This is a genomic window from Nocardia mikamii NBRC 108933, from assembly GCF_001613505.1.
GTDB classification, from domain to species: Bacteria; Actinomycetota; Actinomycetes; order Mycobacteriales; family Mycobacteriaceae; genus Nocardia; species Nocardia mikamii.
This window is the reverse complement of sequence record NZ_BDCM01000016.1, coordinates 56,683-77,892: the sequence shown is the minus strand read 5'-3', so window position 1 is coordinate 77,892 and position 21,210 is coordinate 56,683. Positions and strand designations below refer to the sequence as shown.

Sequence of the window (21,210 nt, the reverse complement as noted above, 5' to 3'; positions counted from 1 at the left end):
GGTCGTCGACCGGCCGCATCGTGCCGTGCCGAGTCTGCCACATCCGGGCACCGCGCAGCAGCCGACGACGTCCGCGAGCCGCGCCGCAGAGCGCCGGCAAACCGGGCCCACTCTCGGAAAAGAAGCGAATCGGTGTTAACTTATAGAAGAACCTCGAGTAACTTGATCGATCGGAGTGGCTATGACCACGGCAGTCGTCGTCGACGTCGTCCGGACCCCGTCCGGTAAGGGAAAAACCGGTGGCGGCCTGTCCCAGGTCCACCCGGCCACCCTCCTGGCCGGAGTGCTGTCCGACCTGGTCGCACGGAACGACCTGGATCCGGCGCTGGTCGACGACGTGATCGCCGGCTGTGTGACACAGAGCGGGGAACAGGCGTTCAACATCGCCCGCACGGCGGTGCTCGCGGCCGGATTCCCGGAGTCCGTTCCCGCCACCACCGTGGACCGCCAGTGCGGCTCCAGCCAGCAGGCCGCGCACTTCGCCGCGCAGGGCGTGATCGCCGGCGCCTACGACATCGCCATCGCCTGCGGCGTGGAGTCGATGTCGCGGGTACCGATGTTCTCCAACGGCCAGGGCGCTGATGCCAATCGCGGCCCGATCGCCCACCGCTACCCCGAAGGCCTTGTGCAGCAGGGTATTTCGGCCGAGGTGATCGCCGCCCGCTGGAAGTTCGACCGCGCCGCCCTGGACGAATTCGCGGCTCGGTCGCATCGGCTGGCCGCCGAAACCGCCGCGGCGGGCGGATTCGATCGCGAGATCGTCGCGGCCGGAGACTTGCAGGCCGACGAGACCATTCGCCCGACCACCACCGTCGAGGGGCTGGCCGGTCTGCGTCCCGCCTTCGCCGACGACCGGTACCTGGCCCGCTTCCCGGAGATCGAGTGGTCCATCACGCCGGGCAACTCCTCCCCGCTCACCGACGGCGCTTCCGCGGCACTGATCATGAGCGAGGAGAAGGCCGCCGCCCTCGGCCTGCGCCCGCGCGCCCGCTTCCACTCCTTCGCCGTCACCGGCGACGACCCGCTCCTGATGCTGACCGCGGTCATCCCCGCGACCGAGAAGGTGCTGGCCCGCGGCGGACTGTCGATCGACGACATCGACGCCTACGAGGTGAACGAGGCCTTCGCGCCGGTTCCGCTGGTGTGGGCCCGCGAGCTGAACGCCGACCCGGCCAAGCTGAACCCTCGCGGCGGCGCCATCGCGCTGGGGCATCCGCTCGGCGCCTCCGGTGTCCGCATCCTCGCGACGCTCGTCAACCACCTCGAACAATCGGGCGGCCGCTACGGCCTGATGACGATGTGCGAGGCCGGTGGTCTCGCCAACGCCACCGTCATCGAACGACTCTGAGGCCGATCGGATCACGTGTGCCGGTCGGCGTCCCCGACGCCGACCGACGCACGCTACCCGCGGTGCCGGCAGCTGTCGGGCACAATATGCCCGGCGGTTACCAGCGCGTCGAACGCCGCCTGCTTGATGCCACAGCCGTCGGTCGAACAATCGGTGTGCAACTGCATCACCTGGTGTGCACGTTCCACGGTCAACGGCCGGGTGGGCGCCGAATGTGCCATCACCACAATGAGATAATCGGTAGACAACTCCATGACATTGCCCCATATCCGGTTCTACATGTTGATGTAGCTACACGGTAACTCCATAGTGGGCCGCTGCCGACGGACAAGTACCGGACAATCCGGTGCCCAGAGGACATCTCAACGGGCACACGAGGATTGCCTCACCTAATCCGCTCGCCCCGATCCGCCTCGGCTACTCGTCGGAGACATCCGGGAACGCCTGCTGGCGGTGGCCGCCACGCAGGGTTCCCGTCAGATACGCGGCCTTACAAGCGCGTCGGGCGATCTTGCCGCTCGACGTGCGCGGAATCGACCCGGCCGGCACCAGGAGCAGTTCGCGCACCGTCACCCCGTGGCGCGCCGAAATCGCCGCCCGCACCACCTCGGCCACCGGACCCGCGTCGAGTTTGGCTGCGCCACTTCGCCGTTCGGCCACGATCACCAGGTGTTCGCCTCCCGCCCCGGAGGCGGCGAGGTCGGCGGGCAGCTCGTCCCCGCGTACCGAGAAGGCGGCCACGAAACCCGGCCGCAGTGCGGTCGACGACTCCTGTGCCGACATCTCCAGATCCTGCGGATAGTGGTTGCGCCCGTCGACGATCACCAGATCCTTGACGCGGCCGGTGATGTACAACTCGCCGTCGTGATACACGCCGTAGTCCCCGGTGCTCATCCAATATGCCTGCGGCGCAGTACCTTCGGCGTGGCTGCCGGCAGCCTGCCGGGCGCTGAGCCGGTTGTGGAAGGTCGCCTCGGTCTCCTCGGGACGGCCCCAGTAGCCGATGCCCATATTCTCCCCGTGCAACCAGATCTCCCCGACCCGGCCGTCCGGCAGTTCGGCGCCGTTGTCGTCCACGATCACCGCCCACTGCGAGCGCGCCACATATCCGCAGGACACCTGGGCCACGGCGTTTTCCGCATTCGGGTCGACCTCGACCAGATGCCCGGCGTTGAGCCGGGTGCGGTCGGCGTGGACGACCCGCGCGGCGTCCTCGCGCCGGGTGGCCGATACGAACAGAGTGGCCTCCGCCATCCCGTAACACGGTTTGATCGCCGTCTTCGGCAATCCGTAGGGCATGAAGGCATCGTTGAATTTCGCCATCGACGACACCGACACCGGCTCACTGCCGTTGATCAGACCGATCACATTCGACAGATCGAGGTGCTCCCCCGCCTTCGGCCGCCCCCGCGCGGCGGCGTGCTCGAACGCGAAATTCGGTGCGGCGGCATAGGTCGCGGCGCCGTCGGAGGCCGCGGCCAGCTCCTTGATCCAGCGATAGGGCCGCCGGACGAACGCGCTCGGCGACATGATGGTGATGAACTTGCCGCCGATCGCCGGCAGGATCACACACAGCAGGCCCATATCGTGGAACAGCGGCAACCAGGTGACGCCGCGGGCGGTTTCGTCGATTCCGAGCGCGTCGATCATCTGCAGCAGATTGGTGCCGACCGAGCGGTGCGTGATCTCCACACCGGCGGGCGTGCGAGTGGAGCCGGAGGTGTACTGCAGATACGCGACGCTGTCGATGGTGATGTCCGGTTGGGTCCAGCCCGCGCCGACGCTGTCGGGTATCGCGTCGACCGCGATGATGCGCGGACGCTGGCTCGCCAGCATACCGCGGAAGAATTCCCGGACCCCGCCCGCCGCGGAACTCGCGGTCAGAATCGCGGTCGGCCGGCAGTCGCCGAGGACGGCGTGCAGCCGGTCGGTGTGTCCTGGTTCCTCCGGGTCGAACAGCGGCACAGCGATATTGCCCGCGTACACCGCCGCGAACATCGCCACCACGTAGTCCAGACCCTGCGGAGCCAGCACGGCCACCCGGTCCCGCGGCCGGGTCACCTGCTGCAACCGGGCCGCCACCGCCCGCAACCGCGCACCGAACTGGCGCCAGGTGAGCTCGTGGTACTCACCGTCGCGCTCGCGCGAATAGTCGATGTAGCGGTAGGCCAGCTCGTCCCCGTTCGCCGCACTGTGCTTGTCGACGAAATCGATCAGGGTCGCATCGCCCAGGATGGTGATATTGCCGTCTTCGTCCAGATAGTCATCGAAGGTCTCGCCGATCATTCCCTCATCCTTTTCACGCACGTACGGCACGCACGAACAGTCACGCAGGAACGAAAGCCCGGAGCCTGCCCTCGGCGGGGCTCCGGCCGGGCAACTCAGTACCGACCGAAGGTCAACGACACGTTGTGGCCGCCGAATCCGAAGGAATTGTTGACCGCGTAGTCGATCCGCCCGGGCCGGGCCTGGCCCTTGACGATGTCCAGATCGACCTCCGGATCCTGGTTTTCCAGGTTGAGCGTGGGCGGGACGAGGCTGTCGCGGATCGACAGCACCGTGAGCACCGATTCCAGCGCCCCGACGGCGCCGATGGAATGTCCCAGCGCCGATTTCGGCGCGTAGACCGAGGCGTGGCTACCGACCGCCGCGGCGATGGCACGGGCCTCCGCGGTATCGCCGATCGGCGTCGCCGTGGCATGCGCGTTCACATGTGCCACATCGGTTTTCGACAATCCGGCGGTCTGCAACGCGCGGGTGATGGCCCGTGCCGCGCCCTTACCGTCCGGATCCGGTGCCACCAGGTGGAAACCGTCGGAGGTGAGACCGGCGCCGAGCAGGCGGGCGTGCACGGTGGCGCCGCGGGCCCGGGCGTGTTCCTCGGATTCGAGCACCATCATCGCGCCGGCCTCACCGAAGACGAACCCGTCGCGATCGGTGTCGAACGGACGCGAGGCGCGTTTCGGATCGTCGTTGCGCGTGCTCATCGCGCGCATCATGGTGAAGGCGGCGATCGCCACCGCCTGGATCGACCCCTCCACGCCGCCGGTGACCACCACATCGGCATCGCCCATCACGATCATCTTCCACGCGTTGGCGATGGCCTCCGACCCCGACGAGCACGCCGAAACGGGTGTCGCGATACCGGCTTTGGCACCCAATTCCAGCCCGACCACCGCGGCCGCGCCGTTGGGCATGATCATCTGCACCGCGAGCGGGCTGACCCGGCGATATCCGCCGTTGGCCATCTTGTCCTTGACGTCGATGAGCGCTTCCGCACCGCCCAGCCCGGTGCCGATGGAGACGCCGAGCCGCTCCGGATCGACCTCGGGCGCACCGGCGTTGCGCCATACCTCGCGCCCCAGCACCAGCGCCATCTGCTCGACGTAGGACAGCCGGCGGGTCTCCTCGCGGCTCAGTACGGTGGACGGAACGACCTTGAGGTGACCGCCGATGCGAACCGGAAGTTCGAACTGGTCGATGAAACCGTCGTCGAGTACGTCGATTCCGCTCTCACCGTTCAACAGTCCCTTCCACGTGGAATCGACATCACCGGCGATGGACGTGGTCGCGGCCAGGCTGGTGACGACGACGTCGCGGTAGCGCGTACGGCTGGAAACCGTCATTCTCGGCTCACTTTCGACAGGCGACACTGCGAAACAGGGGCAACACTGCGGCGAATACAAGCTGGAGCGACAACGGTGGCGGTGGAGCGGCTACATTAGCGAGGCGAACACGACCGGCGTAGCCCTCAGTGCCACCCGGCGACCCGGTCGTGACTGCACTGTACCGGTTTCTTCCCGCAGCGCCGCACGGCGATCCACAACGAGGAAGGGCAACACCGTGGTCAGGAATCTCACCCAACTCGAGTTGCTGCTGGAACTCGAGCCCGTGGCGGAGAGCAACGTGCATCGGCATCTGTCGATGGCGAAGACGTGGCATCCGCACGACTACGTCCCGTGGGATGCGGGACGCAATTTCGCCGCCCTCGGCGGAACCGATTGGGACCCCGCCCAGTCACGCCTGAGCGAGGTCGCCCGCGCCGCGATGGTCACGAATCTGCTCACCGAGGACAATCTGCCGTCCTACCATCGCGAGATCGCCGAGAACTTCTCCGCCGACGGCGCCTGGGGCACCTGGGTGGGCCGGTGGACGGCCGAGGAGAACCGGCACGGCATCGTGATTCGCGACTACCTGGTCGTCACCCGCGCGGTCGACCCCGTGGCCCTGGAACAGGCCCGGATGGTCCACATGACCAACGGCTACGACGCGATGAAACTCGTGCGCGAGAGCGGCAAGGCCGCCGTGGTCGACCGGGCCGACACCGGATTCCTGCACTCGGTCGCGTACGTGACGTTCCAGGAACTGGCGACCCGGGTGTCGCACCGCAACACCGGGAAGGTCTGCGAGGATCCGGTCGCCGACCGCATGCTGGCGCGCGTCTCCGCGGACGAGAACCTGCACATGATCTTCTACCGCAATTTGTGCGCGGCGGCTTTGGATCTGGCGCCCGACCAGGCGCTGGAAGCGATTACCGATATCGTGTGCAATTTCCAGATGCCGGGCGCCGGGATGCCGGATTGGCGGCGCAACGGCGTGCTGATGGCCAAGCACGGAATCTACGACCTCCGCCAGCATTTGGAGGAAGTGGTGATGCCGGTGTTGCGCAAGTGGAATGTGTTCGATCGCAACGATTTCACCGCACGCGGCGACCGGGCGCGCAATACCCTCGGGGAATTCCTGGAGAAACTGCGAAACGATTGTGCGCGTTTCGAAGAACAGCGTGACCGGGCGCTGGCCCGGGATGCCCGCAAACGAGACCTGGTGGGCTCCCGGTCGTGAGCGGCGGCGGGGCGGCGGTGTAAGCGACTGCATCCCCGAGCATTTCGATTGGGTTTCGATAGCGACAGAGCGGCAGAACACATTGCCAGAAAATAGCCGCGGGTGCACACTGGGAGTTATGACCGCTTCACCCCGCGCTGCTCACTCCACGGACCGCGAAACCGTGGCGCTGATCGACGCATCCCATCCCGTCGTGCACGTCGAATTCCGGATCGGCGATCCGCACCGGCAAGCCAAGATGCGCGCGGTCATGGACCGGCTGCGCGTGGGAAACCGGTTCCGGAACCGCTGATTTCGCCCGACTCGCCGACCGCCCGCTAGACCGCGATACCGACCAGATGGCCGACCGCGTAGGTCGTCGCCATCGCCAGCGCACCGCCCGCCAGCACGCGAATCGTCGCGCGCCGCACCGGCGCCTGCCCCAGACGGGCACCGACGGCGCCGGTCGCGGCCAAGGCCACCAGAACCGCCGCCGCGGTGACCGGAACCCGGATCGCGGCAGGTACCAGCATGGCCAGCAGCGGCAGCAGGGCGCCGACGGTGAACGCCGTCGCCGACGACAGCGCGGCATGCCACGGGTTGGTCAGCTCGCTCGGGTCGATTCCCAATTCGGCCTCGGCGTGCGCGGCGAACGCGTCCTTGGCCGTCAACTCCTCGGCGACCTTCCACGCGGTGGCCGGCGTCAGCCCCTTGCCCTCGTAGATGGCGGCCAGTTCGGCGAGTTCACCCGCCGGGTCCTCGGCGAGTTCGCGCCGTTCCACGGCCAGCACCGCGCGCTCGCTGTCGCGCTGGGTGCTCACCGACACGTACTCCCCCAGCGCCATCGACACCGCGCCCGCGGCGAGTCCGGCGACGCCCGCGGTGACGATCGCCGACGTCGACGTGGTGGCCGCCGCCACACCCACGACAATCCCTGCGACGGAGACGATTCCGTCGTTGGCACCCAGCACCCCGGCTCGCAGCCAATTCAGTCGCACCGACAAACCCGGACCGTGAGTTTCCGGCCGGACCACACTCTCGATTACCGCCGTATCTGCTTGCACCGGACAAAAATAACTCGCCCGCCTTTTCTCCGCCAGCAAAGAAAGGCTGCCCGAATTTAGGTAAACCATTGCACAGGAAGGTATTCCATACCTTATTTCGAAAAGCGGGAACGCTCACTCGATCGACGTCGGCGGTACCGAATTCCGTTCGTCGCCAAGACTTTCGGTACCGCCGTCGCCCGAGACCGATGTGAGCTGCCGCACTGTCCGATTCGCGTCGATCGGCCATGGCACCCGCACGGTCCCGTCCCGCCCGTGTCGCGCCATCCAGCGTTGGGAGGGCCGGATTGCGGGGTGATTGCGGCTCTCGCCGCTTACACTTTGTGAGACCAACTGGAAAGGGACTGGCGCAGAATGGACGCGGTCGTCACGGAAGTTGCGGTCGAAGGTAAGCGGCTCATCGACGAGGTGTGGCTGGGGCGGATCAGTCGCGAGCAGGCGGTACATCGGTTCGTGCAGGTGGGCGACGGGTTGGTCGAGTTCGACACGGCCGCCGACATCGTCGACGACGGACTGGCCTGGCTCGATTCCCACGCCTCCCGGCTACGACTACTGGCCTGGTGCTCGTGGCTGGAACTACCGGTCTTCGGCGGCCTGGCGGTCCTCGGCGTGCTGACCGAGGACTATCTGTCCACCGGATTCTCGCTGATCCTGCTGGCCGCCCTGCAGTTGGTGCACCGGCACATCGGTCCGCCCCGGCCGCCGATCCGGCGGCGGCAGCGCAGCATCTGAACGGCCGGACTTCCAGCGCCGGTACGCCTCCGGCAGACACCGCGCGCACGGTCGGTATCCGGCGGCGACGGCGGTGGCCTCGTCGGCGAAGAACACCCGGTATGCGGCGTAATTGCCGCGACGCAGGGCGCGCAGTGCCGCCGGGCAGTCCAGCCGTCCGTAGATGCGCTGACGCCGATGACCGCCGACTGTGCCCGCGGTCGGGCTGCGGTACGGCACGGCGTCCGAGTCGAGCAGTACGTAATCCCGCGCCGCGATACCGTCCTCACCACCCATCGCCGCGGTCCTCACGCATCGTGGAAAACCAGGCCCAGAGTATGGCGATGCCCGCTGCGCACCACGCTCACGCCGTGACGCATGGGCGCGGCCGACCAGCCGCGCGTGGACCGTACGGGGCGTTCCCGGGTGGTGAAGACCAGCCCGTGCCCCTGCGGCAGAGCGACTGCCGCGCCGCGGGATTGGGCGCGCGGGCGTTGTTCGACCATCAGGAATTCGCCGCCGGTGTAATCCGAGCCGGCGGCATCCAGTCCGATCACCACCTGCAGCGGAAAGATCATGTCACCGAAGAGGTCTCGATGGAGCGCGTTCCAATCGCCGGGTCCGTAACGCAGCAGGATCTGCGCCGAGCGATTCTGCCCGGCCCGGTGACACTGGGAGATCCAGTCGTCGAGGCGGTCCGGCCACGAACCGGGACGGCCCAGTCGTTGCGCCCAGTTCCGCGCGATGGGTAACAGTTTCGGATACAGCGCGGCACGCAACTCGGACACCACCGCGGGCAGATCGTGGGTGAAGTACCGGTACTCGCCGGACCCGAAACGGTGGCGCGACATCTCGATGGTGGAGCGGAAGCGGTCGTCCTCGGTGTACAGCTTCGCGAGCGCACGGCACTCCTCGGCGCTCAGCAGGCATCCGCTGAGCGCGTATCCGTGCTCGTCGAGTTCGTCCGCTATCCGCGTCCAGTCCTGCGCCTGCACCCGGGCGCCGAACGGCGTCGCGGTGAGCTCCGCACCGGTCGGCGCCGGGCACGTTTCACGCGGCATGTTCGAGCTCCAGCAGTTGCCGCTTGCGGTCGATCCCGCCCGCATAGCCGGTCAGGCGGCCGTTCGCGCCGATCACCCGATGGCAGGGCCGCACGATCAGAACCGGATTGGCGCCGATCGCGGCCCCGACGGCCCGCACCGCCGCCCGCGGCGCACCGACCCGGGCGGCGATGTCGCCGTAGGTCACCGTGCGGCCGTAGGGGATGTCGTCGAGCGCCTGCCACACCCGACGCCGGAACTCACTGCCCTCGACTGCGTAGTCGAGTTCGAAACGAGTGCGCTGCCCGGCGAAGTAGCCGTCGAGCTGGTCGATCACCGAGGCGAACGGTGCGCGATCCTCGATCCGATCAGGTTGCGCTACACCACCTTTCCCGCCCGCGATGGACAGGGCGGTGAGGGCGACACCACCCGGGCGCGGCTCGCCGACGAGCATCAGCTCACCGAGCGGACTCGCCGTCGTCGTGTAGACCGTCATTGCTGATCCTTTCGGTATTCGATCCGTACGCTCCCCAATCTGCCGGAGCCCCGGAGCGAATACCGGCGGAAATCAGACATCGCGTCCCGGCCGCGCGGCGCCTGCGGGTATGGCGGGAATGAAACGGTTCGCGCAGGCGTCGGAGCGGAGATGCGACTTCCCGATTCCGCGCGCGAATTCGTCGGCGCCGGCGCCAACGCGACCCTGGTCACCCTGAACGCCGACGGCAGCCCGCAGGTCTCCGTCGTGTGGGTGGCGTTGCAGTCCACACCCGACGGCGACGAGCTGGTCAGCGCACACCTCGGCGAGTATCTGAAGGTGCGCAACGTGCGCCGCGACCCGCGGGTGGCGCTGACCATCGTGTCCGACCAGCCCAGTGAACTCATGCGGCCGTACCTCTCGGTCACCGGCACCGCGCGCATCGTCGAGGGCGGCGCGCCGGAGTTGTTGCGGGAATTGGCCGCGGTATTGTCCTCGCCCACATCGAAATTCCCGCCCGCCGACGCACCGCCGGGCCTGCTGACCCGCATCCGGATCGACCGGATCGGCGGGATCGGTCCCTGGACGAACTGAGCGGATCAGCGCGCCTGCCCGGGCCGGCGGCGCGCACGGGCCGGCGCTGCGTTCAGGCGTTCGACAGCACCGCTGTGCGCCGGACCGGCTGCAGGGTCTTGTCCAGATTCGTGCGCATGGTGGTGGCCGAATCCAGCAGGTAGTTCTGGCGCACCTTCCACGGATGCCGGTCGCCCTGCCGCGGGAAGTCGCCGATGGACCGCTGGATATAGCCCGAGGCGAGGTCGAGCAGCGGATGTTCGGTAAGCTCGGCCTGCGGCTGTGGCACCACCGCCTCGTATCCGCGCCGGTCCATATGGGCGATCACCCTGCACACCAGCCGTGAGGTCAGGTCGGCGCGCAGCGTCCAGGACGCGTTCGTGTAGCCGATACAGACCGCGAAGTTGGGGACGCCGGTGAGCATCGTTCCCTGCCAGACGAACCGGTCGGACAGGTTAACCGGCTCACCGTCGACCTCCAGCGTGATGCCGCCGAAGGCGAGCAGCTTCAGACCGGTCGCCGAGATGACGATGTCGGCGGGCAGCACCCGGCCCGACTTCAGGCGGATCCCCTCGGGCACGAAGGTGTCGATGTGATCGGTGACCACCTCGGCCTTGCCCTTGCGCATCGCCTTGAAGAAGTCGGCGTCCGGTACCGCGCACAGCCGCTGATCCCACGGGTTGTACTCCGGGGTGAAGTGTTCGGCGACCAGTTTCTCGTCCTTGAGAATGCGAGTGGTCAGCCCGGTCAGCAGCTTGCGCGCGGACTGCGGGCGACGCCGGCAGTACTGATAGAAACCGACGTTGAACAGGATGTTCTTGGTGCGGATCACCCGGTGCGCCAAGCCCGCCGGCAGCAGTTCCCGAATCTTGTCGGCCTGCTTGTCCCGGCCGGGGACCGCGGAGATCCAGGTCGGCGAACGCTGCAGCATGGTCACCAGCTCGGCCTGTTCGGCCATCGCCGGAACCAGCGTCACGGCGGTGGCGCCGCTGCCGATGACCACCACCTTCTTTCCGGCGTAGTCGAGATCCTCCGGCCAGAACTGCGGATGCACCATGGTGCCGGAAAACGTTTCCACGCCCGGGAATTCGGGCGCGTGCCCCTGGTCGTAGTCGTAGTAGCCGGAGCACGAGTAAAGGAAGCGGCAGCTCAGGGTGCGCTCCGCGTCGCCCTGCCGCAGCGTCAGCGTCCAGCGTGATTCGGCGCTCGACCAATGTGCCGCAACGACTTTGGTGCCGTAGCGAATGTGCTTGTCGATCCCGTAGCGGCGGGCGGTCTCGGTGATGTAGCGCAGAATCGAGGGACCGTCGGCGATCGATTTCGCGTCGCGCCAGGGCTCGAACGGGTAGCCGAGGGTGAACATATCCGAATCGGAACGGATGCCGGGGTAGCGGAACAGGTCCCAGGTGCCGCCGAGCGTCTCGCGCGCCTCGAGAATCGCGTAGGACTTCCCGGGCAATTCCGTCTGCACGCGGTAACCGGCGCCGATTCCGGACAGACCGGCGCCCACGATGACGACATCGACATATTCACCAGCTGCGGTCATGGTTCCAGTGTGCTGGTTCCTTCCTCTGCATTCTTGACTTTGCACGACAAGTATTTGATTCTGGACGACATGTCGGTGATCCGCTCGGCCGGTTTACGCGGTTTCCGCGCGACCGTGGCCGAACTCGGAGGAAATGCGGAGGAATACGCGGCGGCCGCCGGATACCCGATCGCCGCCCTCGACGCCGACGACCTGCTGGTCTCCGACGAGGCGATGGCACTGGTGCTGGAGATCGCCGCCGACCGGCTGCGGTGTCCCGATCTGGGCCTGCGGATCGCCGCCCGGCAGGACCTCGGCATGCTGGGACCGCTCGCGCTGGCCATCCGCAGCTCCCCCACCCTGGCCGATGCGCTGGAATGCACCTCGCGCTACTTGTTCGTGCACGCCCGCTCTCTGAGCCTGACCATCGAACCGGATCCCTACGGCGACCGCGGCGTGACGGCCCTGCGCTACGGCGTCGAACCAGGATTTCCGCAACCCGTCCAGGGCACCGACCTGGGCCTGGGATTCCTGCACCGCACACTGATCCGGCTGGTGGAAGGCCCGTACGGGTTGCGCTCGGTGGAGCTGCCGTACCGCCCGCCGGGTTCGCGCGCGACCTATGAGAGCTTCTTCGGCGTCCCGGTGCGCTTCGAGCGACCGGCGGCCATGCTGCGGCTGCCGAGCAACCTCACGAGCCGGGCCATCGCGGGCGGCGATGCGAATCTGCGCCGGCTGGCGGTGGCGTTCCTGGCCGAACAGGCCGGCGACACCGGCGCCTCCACGGTGCCGGGGGTGCGGGCGGCCGTGCAGCAACTGCTGGGTACGACCGCCCCGCAGATCGATTCGGTGGCAAGACTTCTGACGATCCATCCGCGCACCCTGCAGCGCCGCCTGGCGGCCGAGCACACGACGTTCGCCGCCATCGTCGACGATGTGCGCCGCAGTGAGGCGCGGCGTTATCTGACCACGACGGATCTGCCGATGAGCCAGATCGCCTCACTGCTCGGCCTCGCGGAACAGGCGACCCTGACCCGCTGTGCGCGCCGCTGGTGGGACAGCACTCCCACCGCGATCCGGCGCACCGCCCGGGCCTGAGCGGCCGGCCGGATCAGTGCGTGACGCTGGGGTCCCAGCGGCTGGCGGTGATCGTGAATCCCTGGATCGAGGACAGCGGCATCATCGCCTCGTAGTTGCGCTGATAGCCGGTCTTCGTGATGCGCCAGCGGCCGTCGGATTCACGGCGATAGGTGTCGCGGTAGTACGCGGCGCCGCGAATCATGATCCCGTGCTCGGGAACGATGACCGTATCCTCCAGACACCAACTGCCGGAGGCGGAATCGCCGTCCACCGCGATCTCGGGGTGACTGCAGACGTGCGAGGTGATCATGGTCCCGGTCATCGCGCCGCTGAGATAACCGACGATGGCGTCGCGTCCCTCGAACTGCAGCGGTTTACCGCCCGAGGGCGAGCCGTAGTCGGCCACCGCGTCCGCGGCGAGGGTGTCGGCGAACTCGTCCCACTCCCGCAGATCCAGCGTCCGCAGATAGCGGTATTTCAACGCACGAATCTCTTCCAACGCAACCAGATCCATCGCGGTCACCTCCTGGTATCGGCCCCGCCAGCACAATAGAACAGGTTTCTGTTTCGGTCCGGGCTTTCCCGTTGACCGGGACGGCCCGGACCGATTCGGGCGGGTCAGGCGTGGGTGCCGCCGTCGATGCGCACCTCGGTGCCGGTGATGAAGGCGCCGTCGTCGGAGGCGAGCATGGCCACCACGCCGGCGACCGTGTCGGGCGAGGCGAAGCCCTGGCCGAGCATCGGCATCAGCTTGCCGAACAGCGAGAAATCGGCATCCTCGGGCAGGCCCGGGCCGCGGCCGTCGGTCATATCGCTCGAGATCGAGCCGGGCGCCACGGCCACCGCGCGCAGGTTCTGCTTGGAATATTCCGAGGCCAGCGCGTGGGTCATGGACATGATGCCGCCCTTCGACGCGGCATAGGCGGCCATGTACGGGTGCGCGAAGTAGGTGGAGGTGGAGGCGAAGTTCACGATGACGCCGCGGCCGCTGTCCAGCAGCGCCGGCAGCGATTCGCGAATCATCAGGAAGGTGCCCGTGAGGTTGGTGGTGATGATGCGGTTCCAGTCGGCCAGCGGCATCTCGTGGGTGTGCGCCGAGCGGAGAATGCCGGCGGCGTTGACCAGCGCGTCCAGCCCGCCCAGGGTTTCCACGGCCTTGGCGACCCCGGCCTGCACCGAGGACTCGTCGGAGATGTCGATCGTGACGGTGGTCAGCCGATCGGCGCTGCCCTTCTCGGCCGCCTGTTTCGCGGTTTCGGCCAGGCCCGCCTCGCTGACGTCGGCGGCCACCACGGTGCCGCCCTCGGACAGGATGCGATGCACGGTGGCGCGGCCGATACCGGATCCGGCGCCGGTGATCAGAACCCGGCGATCTGCGAAACGCTCCATTGCGAAACTCTCCTCAACTGCGATTTTCTCGTTCGATTGACACACTACGCCTGAGTGGCACGTTGTGCCAGACTGACAAATCGCGCTTAGACTGTGCGGACAGGAGGTGACTCATGCCCGAGTCGAGAACCGTCCCGTCCGCCCCCGCGTCGACGCGGCCGAACCTGGCCCAGCGGCGCAAGTCGGCGACCCGGATGGAGATCGCCCACACCGCCGCCCGCCTGTTCGCCGAACGTGGCACCGCGGCGGTCACCGCCGAGCAGATCGCCGCCGCCTCCGGCGTCGGCCTGCGCACCTTCTATCGCTATTGCCGTACCAAAGAGGATGCCGTGGAACCGATGCTGTCGGCCGGCGCGTCTCGCTGGCTGGACATCCTCGGCGACGGACCGGACGGGTTGCCTACCGTCGCGGAACTGGAGGCCGCCGCGATCCGCGCCCTGACCGTGGTGGACCGCGACGAACTCGACATCACCCGCGGCCTGTTGCGCGCGATGGCCGGCGATACGGCCCTGCGCGCGGTCTGGTTCCGGGTCAACCTCACCGGCGAGCACGCCCTGCTGGACCTGCTGACGACACTGTCCCCGGACACCGATCCACTGCGCCTGCGCACACTGGCCGCCGCGGCCGCCGGCGCGATCCGGATCGGACTGGAGCAATGGGCCGACGACGACGGCCCGGCACACCCGTCGGCACAGGCCGGCGAAATCGATGAAATATCCCCGACCGCGACACGATCGGGCGGACCGGCTCCCCTCGTGGTCAGATGTATGCGCGAACTCACCGCCGGCGTCTACGCGCAAGTCCCGGCGGACACGACCGCGGCGGGCTGACAGTCGCCGCGGGGCCACACCGAACTGCCGCATGATGGGTCCATGAACACCGGGAATTGGCATGTGCTGGTGGAAGAACAAGTCGGCGCCTCGAAGGATTACCGGCAGTGGGAGCTGTCCTCGATCCACCCGGCGGGGACGGATCGGGCCGATGCCGAGCGGCTCGCCGAGGAGCTCTCGCGCACCTACCGCCCCCACCACCCGCTCAGCCCGCGCCGACGGACGCGCTACCGCACCGCCGAGGGCTGGGTGGTCGTGGTCGACGGCGCGATGAGCGACTTCCGCTTCCGGCTCACGATCGCCGAACGCGTACCGGACTGACCGCCTTCTGCCGCAGTCCGCCCGGTCAATCTGCCGGTGCCGCATCGCGTTTCAGCGTGCGCCAACCGCCCGCGCGATTGTTCGCGATGATCTGCCGCAGCATCGCCGACAGTGCGGGGGCGTTGACCTTCTCGCCCTCGCGAATCGCCACGGTACGTGCCGTCGTGTTGTCGTGACCGCCGGTGATGATGCTCGCCGGATCGGGCACGATCGCACCGTCGTAGAGGAAGACGTCGACGTGCGTCTTCGTCGCCAGCAGCGCGCAGATGTTGCCGTCGAGCACGAAATACGGTCGTACCCTGCGCTTTACGGTCTCCGTCACCTGCGGGTCGGCGGCGTGGACGAGTTCGCGCACCTCGCGGCAGATGTCGCGCTGCCAGGCCGGTAGCGCGTCGATGTAGGCGTCGACGCGCGGGTCGGCCCCGTAGCTCACCACCGGCCTCTCCCGGATCAGCTCTTCCCGGATTTCGCTCCGGACTTCTTCTCGGATTTGTTCTCCGACTTGGCTTCCGCCTTGCCGTTCGCCTTCTTTCCCTTCGGCTTCTGGCCGTTCGCGGCGGCGTCGAGGGAACGTTCGGCTCCGGAGCCGGCCACCGCGGCGACGATCAGTCCGGACTCGTCGGCGTCCACGCGCACGGTGTCGCCCGGGTTCAGTTCACCACCGAGCACCAACCGGGACACCTGATTCTCCAGCTGCTTCTGTACCGTCCGGCGTAGCGGGCGGGCACCGAATTCGGGTTGATATCCGTTCTCGGACAGCCAATCCCGTGCCGCGTCGGTGACGTCGAGCTCGATGCCCTGAGCGCGCAGGCGACGGCGGGGGCCGTCGAGAACCAGATCGACGATGCGGCGCAACTGTTCCTGGTCGAGCCGGTGGAACACGATGGTCTCGTCGATGCGGTTGAGGAATTCCGGCCGGAAGTGCTGTTGCAGCCGTTCCATCAGCCGCGGGGTGATCGCGTCGAGCTCCGCCGAGGTGGCCTTCAGAATCAGATCCGAACCGATATTGCTGGTCATGATCACGATGGTGTTCTTGAAGTCGACCGTGCGGCCCTTGGCGTCGGTGACGCGGCCGTCGTCGAGCAACTGCAGCAGCACGTTGAACACGTCCGGATGAGCCTTCTCCACCTCGTCGAACAGGATCACCGAATACGGCTGGCGGCGAACCTTGTCGGTGAGCTGTGCGGCATCCTCGTAGCCCACATATCCGGGCGGTGCGCCGACCAGCCGGGACACCGTGTGCTTCTCCTGGAATTCGCTCATGTCGAATCGGATCAGCCGGTCCTCGTCGCCGAATACCGCCTCCGCCAAGGCCTTCGCCAATTCGGTCTTGCCCACACCCGTCGGGCCGAGGAACAGGAACGAGCCGATCGGGCGGTTCGGATCCTTCATCCCCGCCCGGGCGCGGCGCACCGCCTCGGCGACCGCCACGATCGCCTCGTCCTGCCCGATCACCCGCTTGTGCAGCACGTCCTCCAGCCGAAGCAAGCGCTGCCGTTCCTCGACGGTCAACTCCGACACCGGAATTCCGGTCTGCTTGGACACCACCTCGGCGATGTCGTCGAGGGTGACCGTCGGCACCTCGTCGGCGGTGATGTGGCCGATCCGCTCCTCGGCGACGGAGATCTCGCCCTTGAGTTCGTCCGCGCGGGCGTAGTCCTCGCCCGCGACCGCCGCATCCTTCTCCCGTTCGAGGCGCGACAATTCCTCCCGCGCCGCACGCAGATCCGGGCCCGGCATGCGGGTGCGCAATCGGACCCGGGCACCGGCCTGGTCGACCAGATCGATCGCCTTGTCGGGCATGAAGCGGTCGGTGATGTAGCGGTCCGAGAGCTCCGCCGCGGCGACCAACGCCTCGTCGTCGTAGCGCACCTGATGGTGTTCCTCGTAGACGTCGCTGAGTCCGCGCAGGATTTCGATGGTGTCGGCGACCGACGGTTCGGGAACCAGCACCGGCTGGAAGCGGCGCTCCAGGGCGGCGTCCTTCTCGATGTAGCGCCGGTATTCGTCGACGGTGGTGGCGCCGATGGCATGGAGTTCGCCGCGGGCGAGCGCGGGCTTGAGCAGGTTGCCGGCGTCCATCGAACCCTCGCCGCCGGTACCGGCGCCCACGATGGTGTGCAACTCGTCGATGAACAACACCAGTTCGTCGGAGTGCTCGCGGACCTCGTCGAGAATCTTCGTCAGCCGCTCCTCGAATTCGCCGCGATATTTGCTGCCCGCCACCAGCGAGCCCACATCGAGGGCCACCACCCGCCGATCGGCCAGCGTGCTGGGCACATCGCCGTTGACGATGCGCTGCGCCAGACCCTCGACGATCGCGGTCTTGCCGACTCCGGGATCGCCGATGAGCACCGGATTGTTCTTCCGCCGCCGGGACAGGATTTCCACAGTCTGCTCGATCTCCTCGGCGCGGCCGACGACCGGGTCGACCTTGCCCGCGCGGGCCTCGGCGGTCAGGTCCCGGCCGTATTCGTCGAGCGTCGGAGTGTCGGTGGGCTTCTTCTGCCCCTCGGCGGCCGGCAGTTTCGCACCCGAAAGAGACTGTGCGGCAGGATTTTCCGGACTGTCGGCGATGCCGAGCAGGATATGTTCCGGGCCGATGTAGCTGGATCCCGCCTCGGCGGCGTTGCGTTGCGCGGTGCGCAGGGCCAGTTTGGCGCCGGGCCCGAGCACCACCTGACCGCCCGCGGTCGCGGTGGCCTCTCCGCTGCCGGCCGCACCCCGCATCTGCGCGGCGACCTTGTCCGGATCCAGGCCCAGCTGGCCGATGATCCCGCGCGACGGCTCGACCTGCGTGGCGGCGTAGAGCAGATGTTCGGCGGTGACCTCCGGATTGCCCCAATCCTGCGCGGCCGACCGGGCGATCGCGATCAGCTCCTTGGCGCTGTCGCTGAGCAGCCGCCCCAGATCGATGCGCTGCACCGGCGGCTGCGCGGCCATACCGGGGCCGAAGAAGCGGTTGAAGAGGTCGTCGAAGGAATTGAACGAACTGGGCCAAGCAGCGGTCATGTCCACACCTCGTATCTCGGAATCTCGTCGTCGCAGCGGCGAGCGAACGGACAGCTACGGTCCGCATCGCCGCACTCACTCGCAGAACCACTCCGAAACGGTCGGGTCCCACCGTACCCTCGACCACCCTTCGGTGGAGGCCGCCGACGCATCCGTTACTTTCCAGCGATCCACGTGTACGTTTCCGGCGATCCCTCCGCCGCCCAGTGGGTATCGATGGGAGCATGGGCGCGTCTCGAAGATCACCACCGATCGCACACCGATGTCCGGCGGGATTCGAACACGTTGATCTTGCCGCGGTGCCACACTCGAAGATGGTTGGGCTCGAGGAGGAACTGTGACCACAGCACCGTCTCGCGGCGCCGCCGAGATCGAAGCCGTAAGGCCTTATCCCCGGCGGATAGCCCCGAAGGGTTCTCAGATCTGGTCGATCGTCACGACGACCGATCCGAAGTTGCTCGGGATCATGTACATCGTCAGCTCGATGGCGTTCTTCCTCATCGGGGGGCTGATGGCGCTGCTGATGCGCGCCGAGCTCGCGCGCCCGGGTCTGCAGTTCCTCTCGCCGGAGCAGTTCAACCAGCTGTTCACCATGCACGGCACGCTGATGCTGCTGTTCTACGCCACCCCCATCGTGTTCGGTTTCGCCAACTGCATCCTGCCGCTGCAGATCGGCGCACCCGATGTGGCCTTCCCGCGGCTGAACGCGCTCAGCTACTGGCTCTATCTCCTCGGCGCCTCCATGGCCACCGCCGGATTCATCACCCCCGGCGGCGCCGCCGACTTCGGGTGGACCGCCTACACCCCGCTGTCGGATATCGTGCACTCCCCCGGGGTGGGCTGCGATCTGTGGATCATGGGCCTGGCCGTCTCCGGTCTGGGCACCATCCTCGGCGGGGTCAACATGCTCACCACCGTCGTCGTCCTGCGCGCACCGGGGATGACCCTGTTCCGGATGCCCCTGTTCACCTGGAACATCGTGGTCACCAGCGTGCTGGTCCTGCTGGCCTTCCCGATCCTCACCGCGGCGCTCATGGCCCTGATGGTCGACCGGCACCTCGGTGGCCACATCTACGACCCGGCCACCGGCGGTAACCTGCTCTACCAGCATCTGTTCTGGTACTTCGGCCATCCCGAGGTGTACATCATCGCGCTGCCGTTCTTCGGCATCGTCACCGAGATCTTCCCGGTGTTCAGCCGCAAGCCGGTCTTCGGCTACACCGCGCTGGTCTACGCGACGATGAGTATCGGGGCGCTGTCGGTGGCGGTGTGGGCGCACCACATGTTCGCCACCGGAGCGGTACTGCTGCCGTACTTCTCGTTCATGACCTTCATGATCGCCGTGCCGACCGGTGTGAAGTTCTTCAACTGGATCGGCACGATGTGGAAGGGGCAGCTGACCTTCGAAACCCCGATGCTCTGGGCGCTCGGATTCCTGGTCACCTTCCTGTTCGGTGGCCTCTCGGGTGTCATCCTGGCCAGCCCGCCGCTGGACTTCCATGTCACCGACTCGTATTTCGTTGTCGCGCACTTCCATTACGTGCTGTTCGGAACCATCGTGTTCGCGACGTTCGGCGGCATCTACTTCTGGTTCCCGAAGATGACGGGCCGGCTGCTCGACGAGCGGCTCGGCAAGATCCACTTCTGGACCACCTTCCTGGGCTTCCACACCACCTTCCTGGTACAGCACTGGCTGGGGGCGGAGGGGATGCCGCGCCGCTACGCCGACTATCTGCCCTCCGACGGATTCACCACGCTCAACACCATTTCCACCATCGGCGCGTTCATCCTCGGCTTCTCGATGGTCACCTTCGTCTGGAATGTGTTCCGCAGCTACCGCTACGGCGAGGTGGTCACGGTGGACGATCCGTGGGGGTACGGCAATTCGCTGGAATGGGCCACGACCTGCCCGCCGCCGCGGCACAACTTCTACGAACTACCCCGGATCCGTTCGGAGCGACCGGCATTCGAGTTGCACTATCCGCACATGATCGATCGCCTGCGCGCCGAATCGCATATCGGCTGGGGCGCCCCGCATACGGACGTGCACGAGACCGCGGCGGCCGAGCCGGAACGGACCTAGATCATCGGGACCGCCGGTGGCGGTAGGGGTTCCATAGGGCCGAGCCTGCGATGGACCACATGCTGCTGCACGAAGGTCCAGGTGTTGCTGGTCGCGAAGTAGACCAGAATGCCGATCGGCATCACCAGTCCGGCGACCAGTGTGCCGAGCGGGAACAGCCACAGCGTCATCGCGTTGATCAGCCGCATCTGCGGCGTCGTCTCGAGCTGGCGGGCGATCGACGCCCGTGCGGTGCAGTGGGTCGCGACGGCCGCGATCAGCACCAGCGGGACCGCCACCACGGCCACCGAGGCGACCGAATCGGTGGAGGTGAGCGTGGCCGACAGCGGCGCGCCGAACAGATCGGCGTGCAGGAACGAGCGCACCTGTTCCGGTGCGAACACGTAATTCGCGGTGTCGGCGTTCTGTGCCGCCGTCATCGCGGTGGAACTGCCGAGGAACGGCACGTGCGAGACCGCGGTGCGGTCGAAGGAATGCAGCACGTGCAGCAGTCCCAGGAACATCAGCAACTGCACGAGCACCGGCAGGCAACCGCTGAGCACGTTGAAGTTGTGCTGCTGCTGCAGTTTCCGGGTCTCGACGGCCAGCCGCTCGCGGTCGTCGCCGCATTCGGCGCGCAACTGCCGCATCTTCGGTTGCAGCACGGCCATGGTGCGTGAGAAGCGGACCTGAGCAGGAACGGCCTGTACAGGACGGCGCGCAGCGTCACCACCAGCATGACGATCGCCAGGGCCCAGGACAGGCCGCTCGCGGCGCCGAACGGAACGGCGAATCCGGTGTGCCACAACCAGAGAACGGCGGCGACCGGGTAGTACACGAAATCGAGCATGGGATATCACCTCACTTCGAGGCACCCGTGGAGGTACGGGCGAGTGAACAGGGCCGGCCGAGCGGCCGCGCGTTCACTTCGGCCGGCGAAAGCACCGGCGTGGCGACGC

General features: G+C 67.3%; 20 protein-coding genes and 1 pseudogene. 8 read left to right on the top strand and 13 right to left on the bottom strand.

What is annotated here, in order from left to right; translation table 11 throughout:
* Positions 1–181: 181 nt before the first annotated feature.
* Complete coding sequence (locus NMI01S_RS26225; protein WP_063001374.1) at positions 182–1,348, top strand: thiolase family protein; 1,167 nt, start codon at positions 182–184, stop codon at positions 1,346–1,348.
* Positions 1,349–1,765: 417 nt separating this feature from the next.
* On the opposite strand, the gene fadD32 is transcribed toward NMI01S_RS26225, so the two are convergent.
* Both fadD32 and NMI01S_RS26210 read right to left on the bottom strand, forming a co-directional pair.
* Positions 1,766–3,634 carry a long-chain-fatty-acid--AMP ligase FadD32 gene (fadD32, locus tag NMI01S_RS26215; protein ID WP_063001373.1) on the bottom strand — a complete coding sequence of 623 codons (1,869 nt, stop codon included), beginning with the start codon at positions 3,632–3,634 and terminating at the stop codon, positions 1,766–1,768.
* Between the two features lie 95 nt (positions 3,635–3,729).
* The gene (locus NMI01S_RS26210) at positions 3,730–4,974 is read right to left on the bottom strand and encodes a KasA/KasB family beta-ketoacyl-ACP synthase (protein WP_063001372.1); all 1,245 of its coding nucleotides are present in this window, start codon (positions 4,972–4,974) and stop codon (positions 3,730–3,732) included.
* A gap of 217 nt (positions 4,975–5,191) precedes the next feature.
* Between NMI01S_RS26210 and NMI01S_RS26205 the strand changes: the two genes are divergently transcribed.
* Positions 5,192–6,190, top strand: a complete 999-nt coding sequence (locus tag NMI01S_RS26205) for an acyl-ACP desaturase (protein ID WP_063001371.1) — start codon at positions 5,192–5,194, stop codon at positions 6,188–6,190.
* 118 nt (positions 6,191–6,308) lie between these two features.
* Positions 6,309–6,482, top strand: coding sequence for a hypothetical protein (locus NMI01S_RS35075; protein WP_156055668.1), 174 nt, complete (start codon positions 6,309–6,311; stop codon positions 6,480–6,482).
* A gap of 25 nt (positions 6,483–6,507) precedes the next feature.
* Here the strand turns inward: NMI01S_RS35075 and NMI01S_RS26200 are convergent, their stop codons facing one another.
* The 5 genes and pseudogenes from NMI01S_RS26200 to NMI01S_RS26185 all read right to left on the bottom strand — a co-directional run bounded on the left by NMI01S_RS26200 (position 6,508) and on the right by NMI01S_RS26185 (position 9,480).
* A complete protein-coding gene (locus tag NMI01S_RS26200) occupies positions 6,508–7,173 on the bottom strand; it encodes a VIT1/CCC1 transporter family protein (RefSeq protein ID WP_369689931.1) in 666 nt (221 codons plus the stop codon).
* A gap of 174 nt (positions 7,174–7,347) precedes the next feature.
* The gene (locus NMI01S_RS34370; RefSeq protein WP_084513281.1) at positions 7,348–7,767 is read right to left on the bottom strand and encodes a hypothetical protein; all 420 of its coding nucleotides are present in this window, start codon (positions 7,765–7,767) and stop codon (positions 7,348–7,350) included.
* 201 nt (positions 7,768–7,968) lie between these two features.
* Positions 7,969–8,241: pseudogene (locus tag NMI01S_RS36055) on the bottom strand (Ada metal-binding domain-containing protein); the annotation flags it as partial.
* An 11-nt stretch (positions 8,242–8,252) separates the two neighbouring features.
* The gene (locus tag NMI01S_RS26190; RefSeq protein WP_063001370.1) at positions 8,253–9,005 is read right to left on the bottom strand and encodes a 2OG-Fe(II) oxygenase; all 753 of its coding nucleotides are present in this window, start codon (positions 9,003–9,005) and stop codon (positions 8,253–8,255) included.
* Positions 8,995–9,480 carry a methylated-DNA--[protein]-cysteine S-methyltransferase gene (locus tag NMI01S_RS26185; protein WP_063001369.1) on the bottom strand — a complete coding sequence of 162 codons (486 nt, stop codon included), beginning with the start codon at positions 9,478–9,480 and terminating at the stop codon, positions 8,995–8,997. Before NMI01S_RS26185 ends, NMI01S_RS26190 begins: the two co-directional genes overlap by 11 nt.
* A gap of 150 nt (positions 9,481–9,630) precedes the next feature.
* On the opposite strand from NMI01S_RS26185, the gene NMI01S_RS26180 reads away from it, so the two are divergent.
* Positions 9,631–10,053 (top strand): PPOX class F420-dependent oxidoreductase, encoded by a 423-nt coding sequence (locus tag NMI01S_RS26180; RefSeq protein WP_063001368.1) that lies wholly within the window; start codon positions 9,631–9,633, stop codon positions 10,051–10,053.
* Between the two features lie 52 nt (positions 10,054–10,105).
* On the opposite strand, the gene NMI01S_RS26175 is transcribed toward NMI01S_RS26180, so the two are convergent.
* Positions 10,106–11,578: a flavin-containing monooxygenase gene (locus NMI01S_RS26175; RefSeq protein WP_063001367.1), complete on the bottom strand. Its 1,473-nt coding sequence runs from the start codon at positions 11,576–11,578 to the stop codon at positions 10,106–10,108.
* 33 nt (positions 11,579–11,611) lie between these two features.
* Between NMI01S_RS26175 and NMI01S_RS26170 the strand changes: the two genes are divergently transcribed.
* Positions 11,612–12,655: an AraC family transcriptional regulator gene (locus NMI01S_RS26170; protein ID WP_245717028.1), complete on the top strand. Its 1,044-nt coding sequence runs from the start codon at positions 11,612–11,614 to the stop codon at positions 12,653–12,655.
* A 13-nt stretch (positions 12,656–12,668) separates the two neighbouring features.
* Here the strand turns inward: NMI01S_RS26170 and NMI01S_RS26165 are convergent, their stop codons facing one another.
* Together NMI01S_RS26165 and NMI01S_RS26160 are read right to left on the bottom strand one after the other, a co-directional pair.
* The gene (locus NMI01S_RS26165) at positions 12,669–13,151 is read right to left on the bottom strand and encodes a nuclear transport factor 2 family protein (protein WP_030516069.1); all 483 of its coding nucleotides are present in this window, start codon (positions 13,149–13,151) and stop codon (positions 12,669–12,671) included.
* Positions 13,152–13,255: 104 nt separating this feature from the next.
* Complete coding sequence (locus NMI01S_RS26160; protein WP_063001366.1) at positions 13,256–14,026, bottom strand: SDR family NAD(P)-dependent oxidoreductase; 771 nt, start codon at positions 14,024–14,026, stop codon at positions 13,256–13,258.
* Positions 14,027–14,139: 113 nt separating this feature from the next.
* Between NMI01S_RS26160 and NMI01S_RS26155 the strand changes: the two genes are divergently transcribed.
* Positions 14,140–14,856 (top strand): TetR/AcrR family transcriptional regulator, encoded by a 717-nt coding sequence (locus NMI01S_RS26155; protein ID WP_063001365.1) that lies wholly within the window; start codon positions 14,140–14,142, stop codon positions 14,854–14,856.
* A gap of 42 nt (positions 14,857–14,898) precedes the next feature.
* Positions 14,899–15,177 (top strand): hypothetical protein, encoded by a 279-nt coding sequence (locus NMI01S_RS26150; RefSeq protein ID WP_063001364.1) that lies wholly within the window; start codon positions 14,899–14,901, stop codon positions 15,175–15,177.
* A 25-nt stretch (positions 15,178–15,202) separates the two neighbouring features.
* Here the strand turns inward: NMI01S_RS26150 and NMI01S_RS26145 are convergent, their stop codons facing one another.
* Together NMI01S_RS26145 and NMI01S_RS26140 are read right to left on the bottom strand one after the other, a co-directional pair.
* Entirely contained in the window at positions 15,203–15,613 is a 411-nt protein-coding gene (locus NMI01S_RS26145) for a DUF1801 domain-containing protein (RefSeq protein WP_218021118.1), read from the bottom strand.
* A gap of 14 nt (positions 15,614–15,627) precedes the next feature.
* The gene (locus tag NMI01S_RS26140; RefSeq protein WP_084513279.1) at positions 15,628–18,189 is read right to left on the bottom strand and encodes an ATP-dependent Clp protease ATP-binding subunit; all 2,562 of its coding nucleotides are present in this window, start codon (positions 18,187–18,189) and stop codon (positions 15,628–15,630) included.
* A 337-nt stretch (positions 18,190–18,526) separates the two neighbouring features.
* Between NMI01S_RS26140 and ctaD the strand changes: the two genes are divergently transcribed.
* On the top strand, positions 18,527–20,272 hold the full coding sequence (ctaD, locus tag NMI01S_RS26135; protein ID WP_084513278.1) for an aa3-type cytochrome oxidase subunit I: 1,746 nt from the start codon (positions 18,527–18,529) through the stop codon (positions 20,270–20,272).
* Here ctaD and yidC read toward each other — a convergent pair.
* The gene (gene yidC / locus NMI01S_RS26130) at positions 20,269–20,922 is read right to left on the bottom strand and encodes a membrane protein insertase YidC (RefSeq protein WP_063001363.1); all 654 of its coding nucleotides are present in this window, start codon (positions 20,920–20,922) and stop codon (positions 20,269–20,271) included. The two genes, ctaD and yidC, sit on opposite strands and share 4 nt — an antisense overlap.
* Positions 20,923–21,210 lie beyond the last annotated feature (288 nt).

Coding starts and splice junctions, on each gene's coding strand:
- NMI01S_RS26140 (WP_084513279.1), bottom strand. CDS start 18,189: ATGACCGCTGCTTGGCCCAGTTCGTTCAATTCCTTCGACGACCTCTTC.
- NMI01S_RS26180 (WP_063001368.1), top strand. CDS start 9,631: ATGCGACTTCCCGATTCCGCGCGCGAATTCGTCGGCGCCGGCGCCAAC.
- NMI01S_RS26160 (WP_063001366.1), bottom strand. CDS start 14,026: ATGGAGCGTTTCGCAGATCGCCGGGTTCTGATCACCGGCGCCGGATCC.
- NMI01S_RS26190 (WP_063001370.1), bottom strand. CDS start 9,005: ATGCCGCGTGAAACGTGCCCGGCGCCGACCGGTGCGGAGCTCACCGCG.
- NMI01S_RS26150 (WP_063001364.1), top strand. CDS start 14,899: ATGAACACCGGGAATTGGCATGTGCTGGTGGAAGAACAAGTCGGCGCC.
- NMI01S_RS26185 (WP_063001369.1), bottom strand. CDS start 9,480: ATGACGGTCTACACGACGACGGCGAGTCCGCTCGGTGAGCTGATGCTC.
- NMI01S_RS26175 (WP_063001367.1), bottom strand. CDS start 11,578: ATGACCGCAGCTGGTGAATATGTCGATGTCGTCATCGTGGGCGCCGGT.
- NMI01S_RS26210 (WP_063001372.1), bottom strand. CDS start 4,974: ATGACGGTTTCCAGCCGTACGCGCTACCGCGACGTCGTCGTCACCAGC.
- NMI01S_RS35075 (WP_156055668.1), top strand. CDS start 6,309: ATGACCGCTTCACCCCGCGCTGCTCACTCCACGGACCGCGAAACCGTG.
- NMI01S_RS26155 (WP_063001365.1), top strand. CDS start 14,140: ATGCCCGAGTCGAGAACCGTCCCGTCCGCCCCCGCGTCGACGCGGCCG.
- fadD32 (WP_063001373.1), bottom strand. CDS start 3,634: ATGATCGGCGAGACCTTCGATGACTATCTGGACGAAGACGGCAATATC.
- NMI01S_RS26165 (WP_030516069.1), bottom strand. CDS start 13,151: ATGGATCTGGTTGCGTTGGAAGAGATTCGTGCGTTGAAATACCGCTAT.
- NMI01S_RS26225 (WP_063001374.1), top strand. CDS start 182: ATGACCACGGCAGTCGTCGTCGACGTCGTCCGGACCCCGTCCGGTAAG.
- yidC (WP_063001363.1), bottom strand. CDS start 20,922: ATGGCCGTGCTGCAACCGAAGATGCGGCAGTTGCGCGCCGAATGCGGC.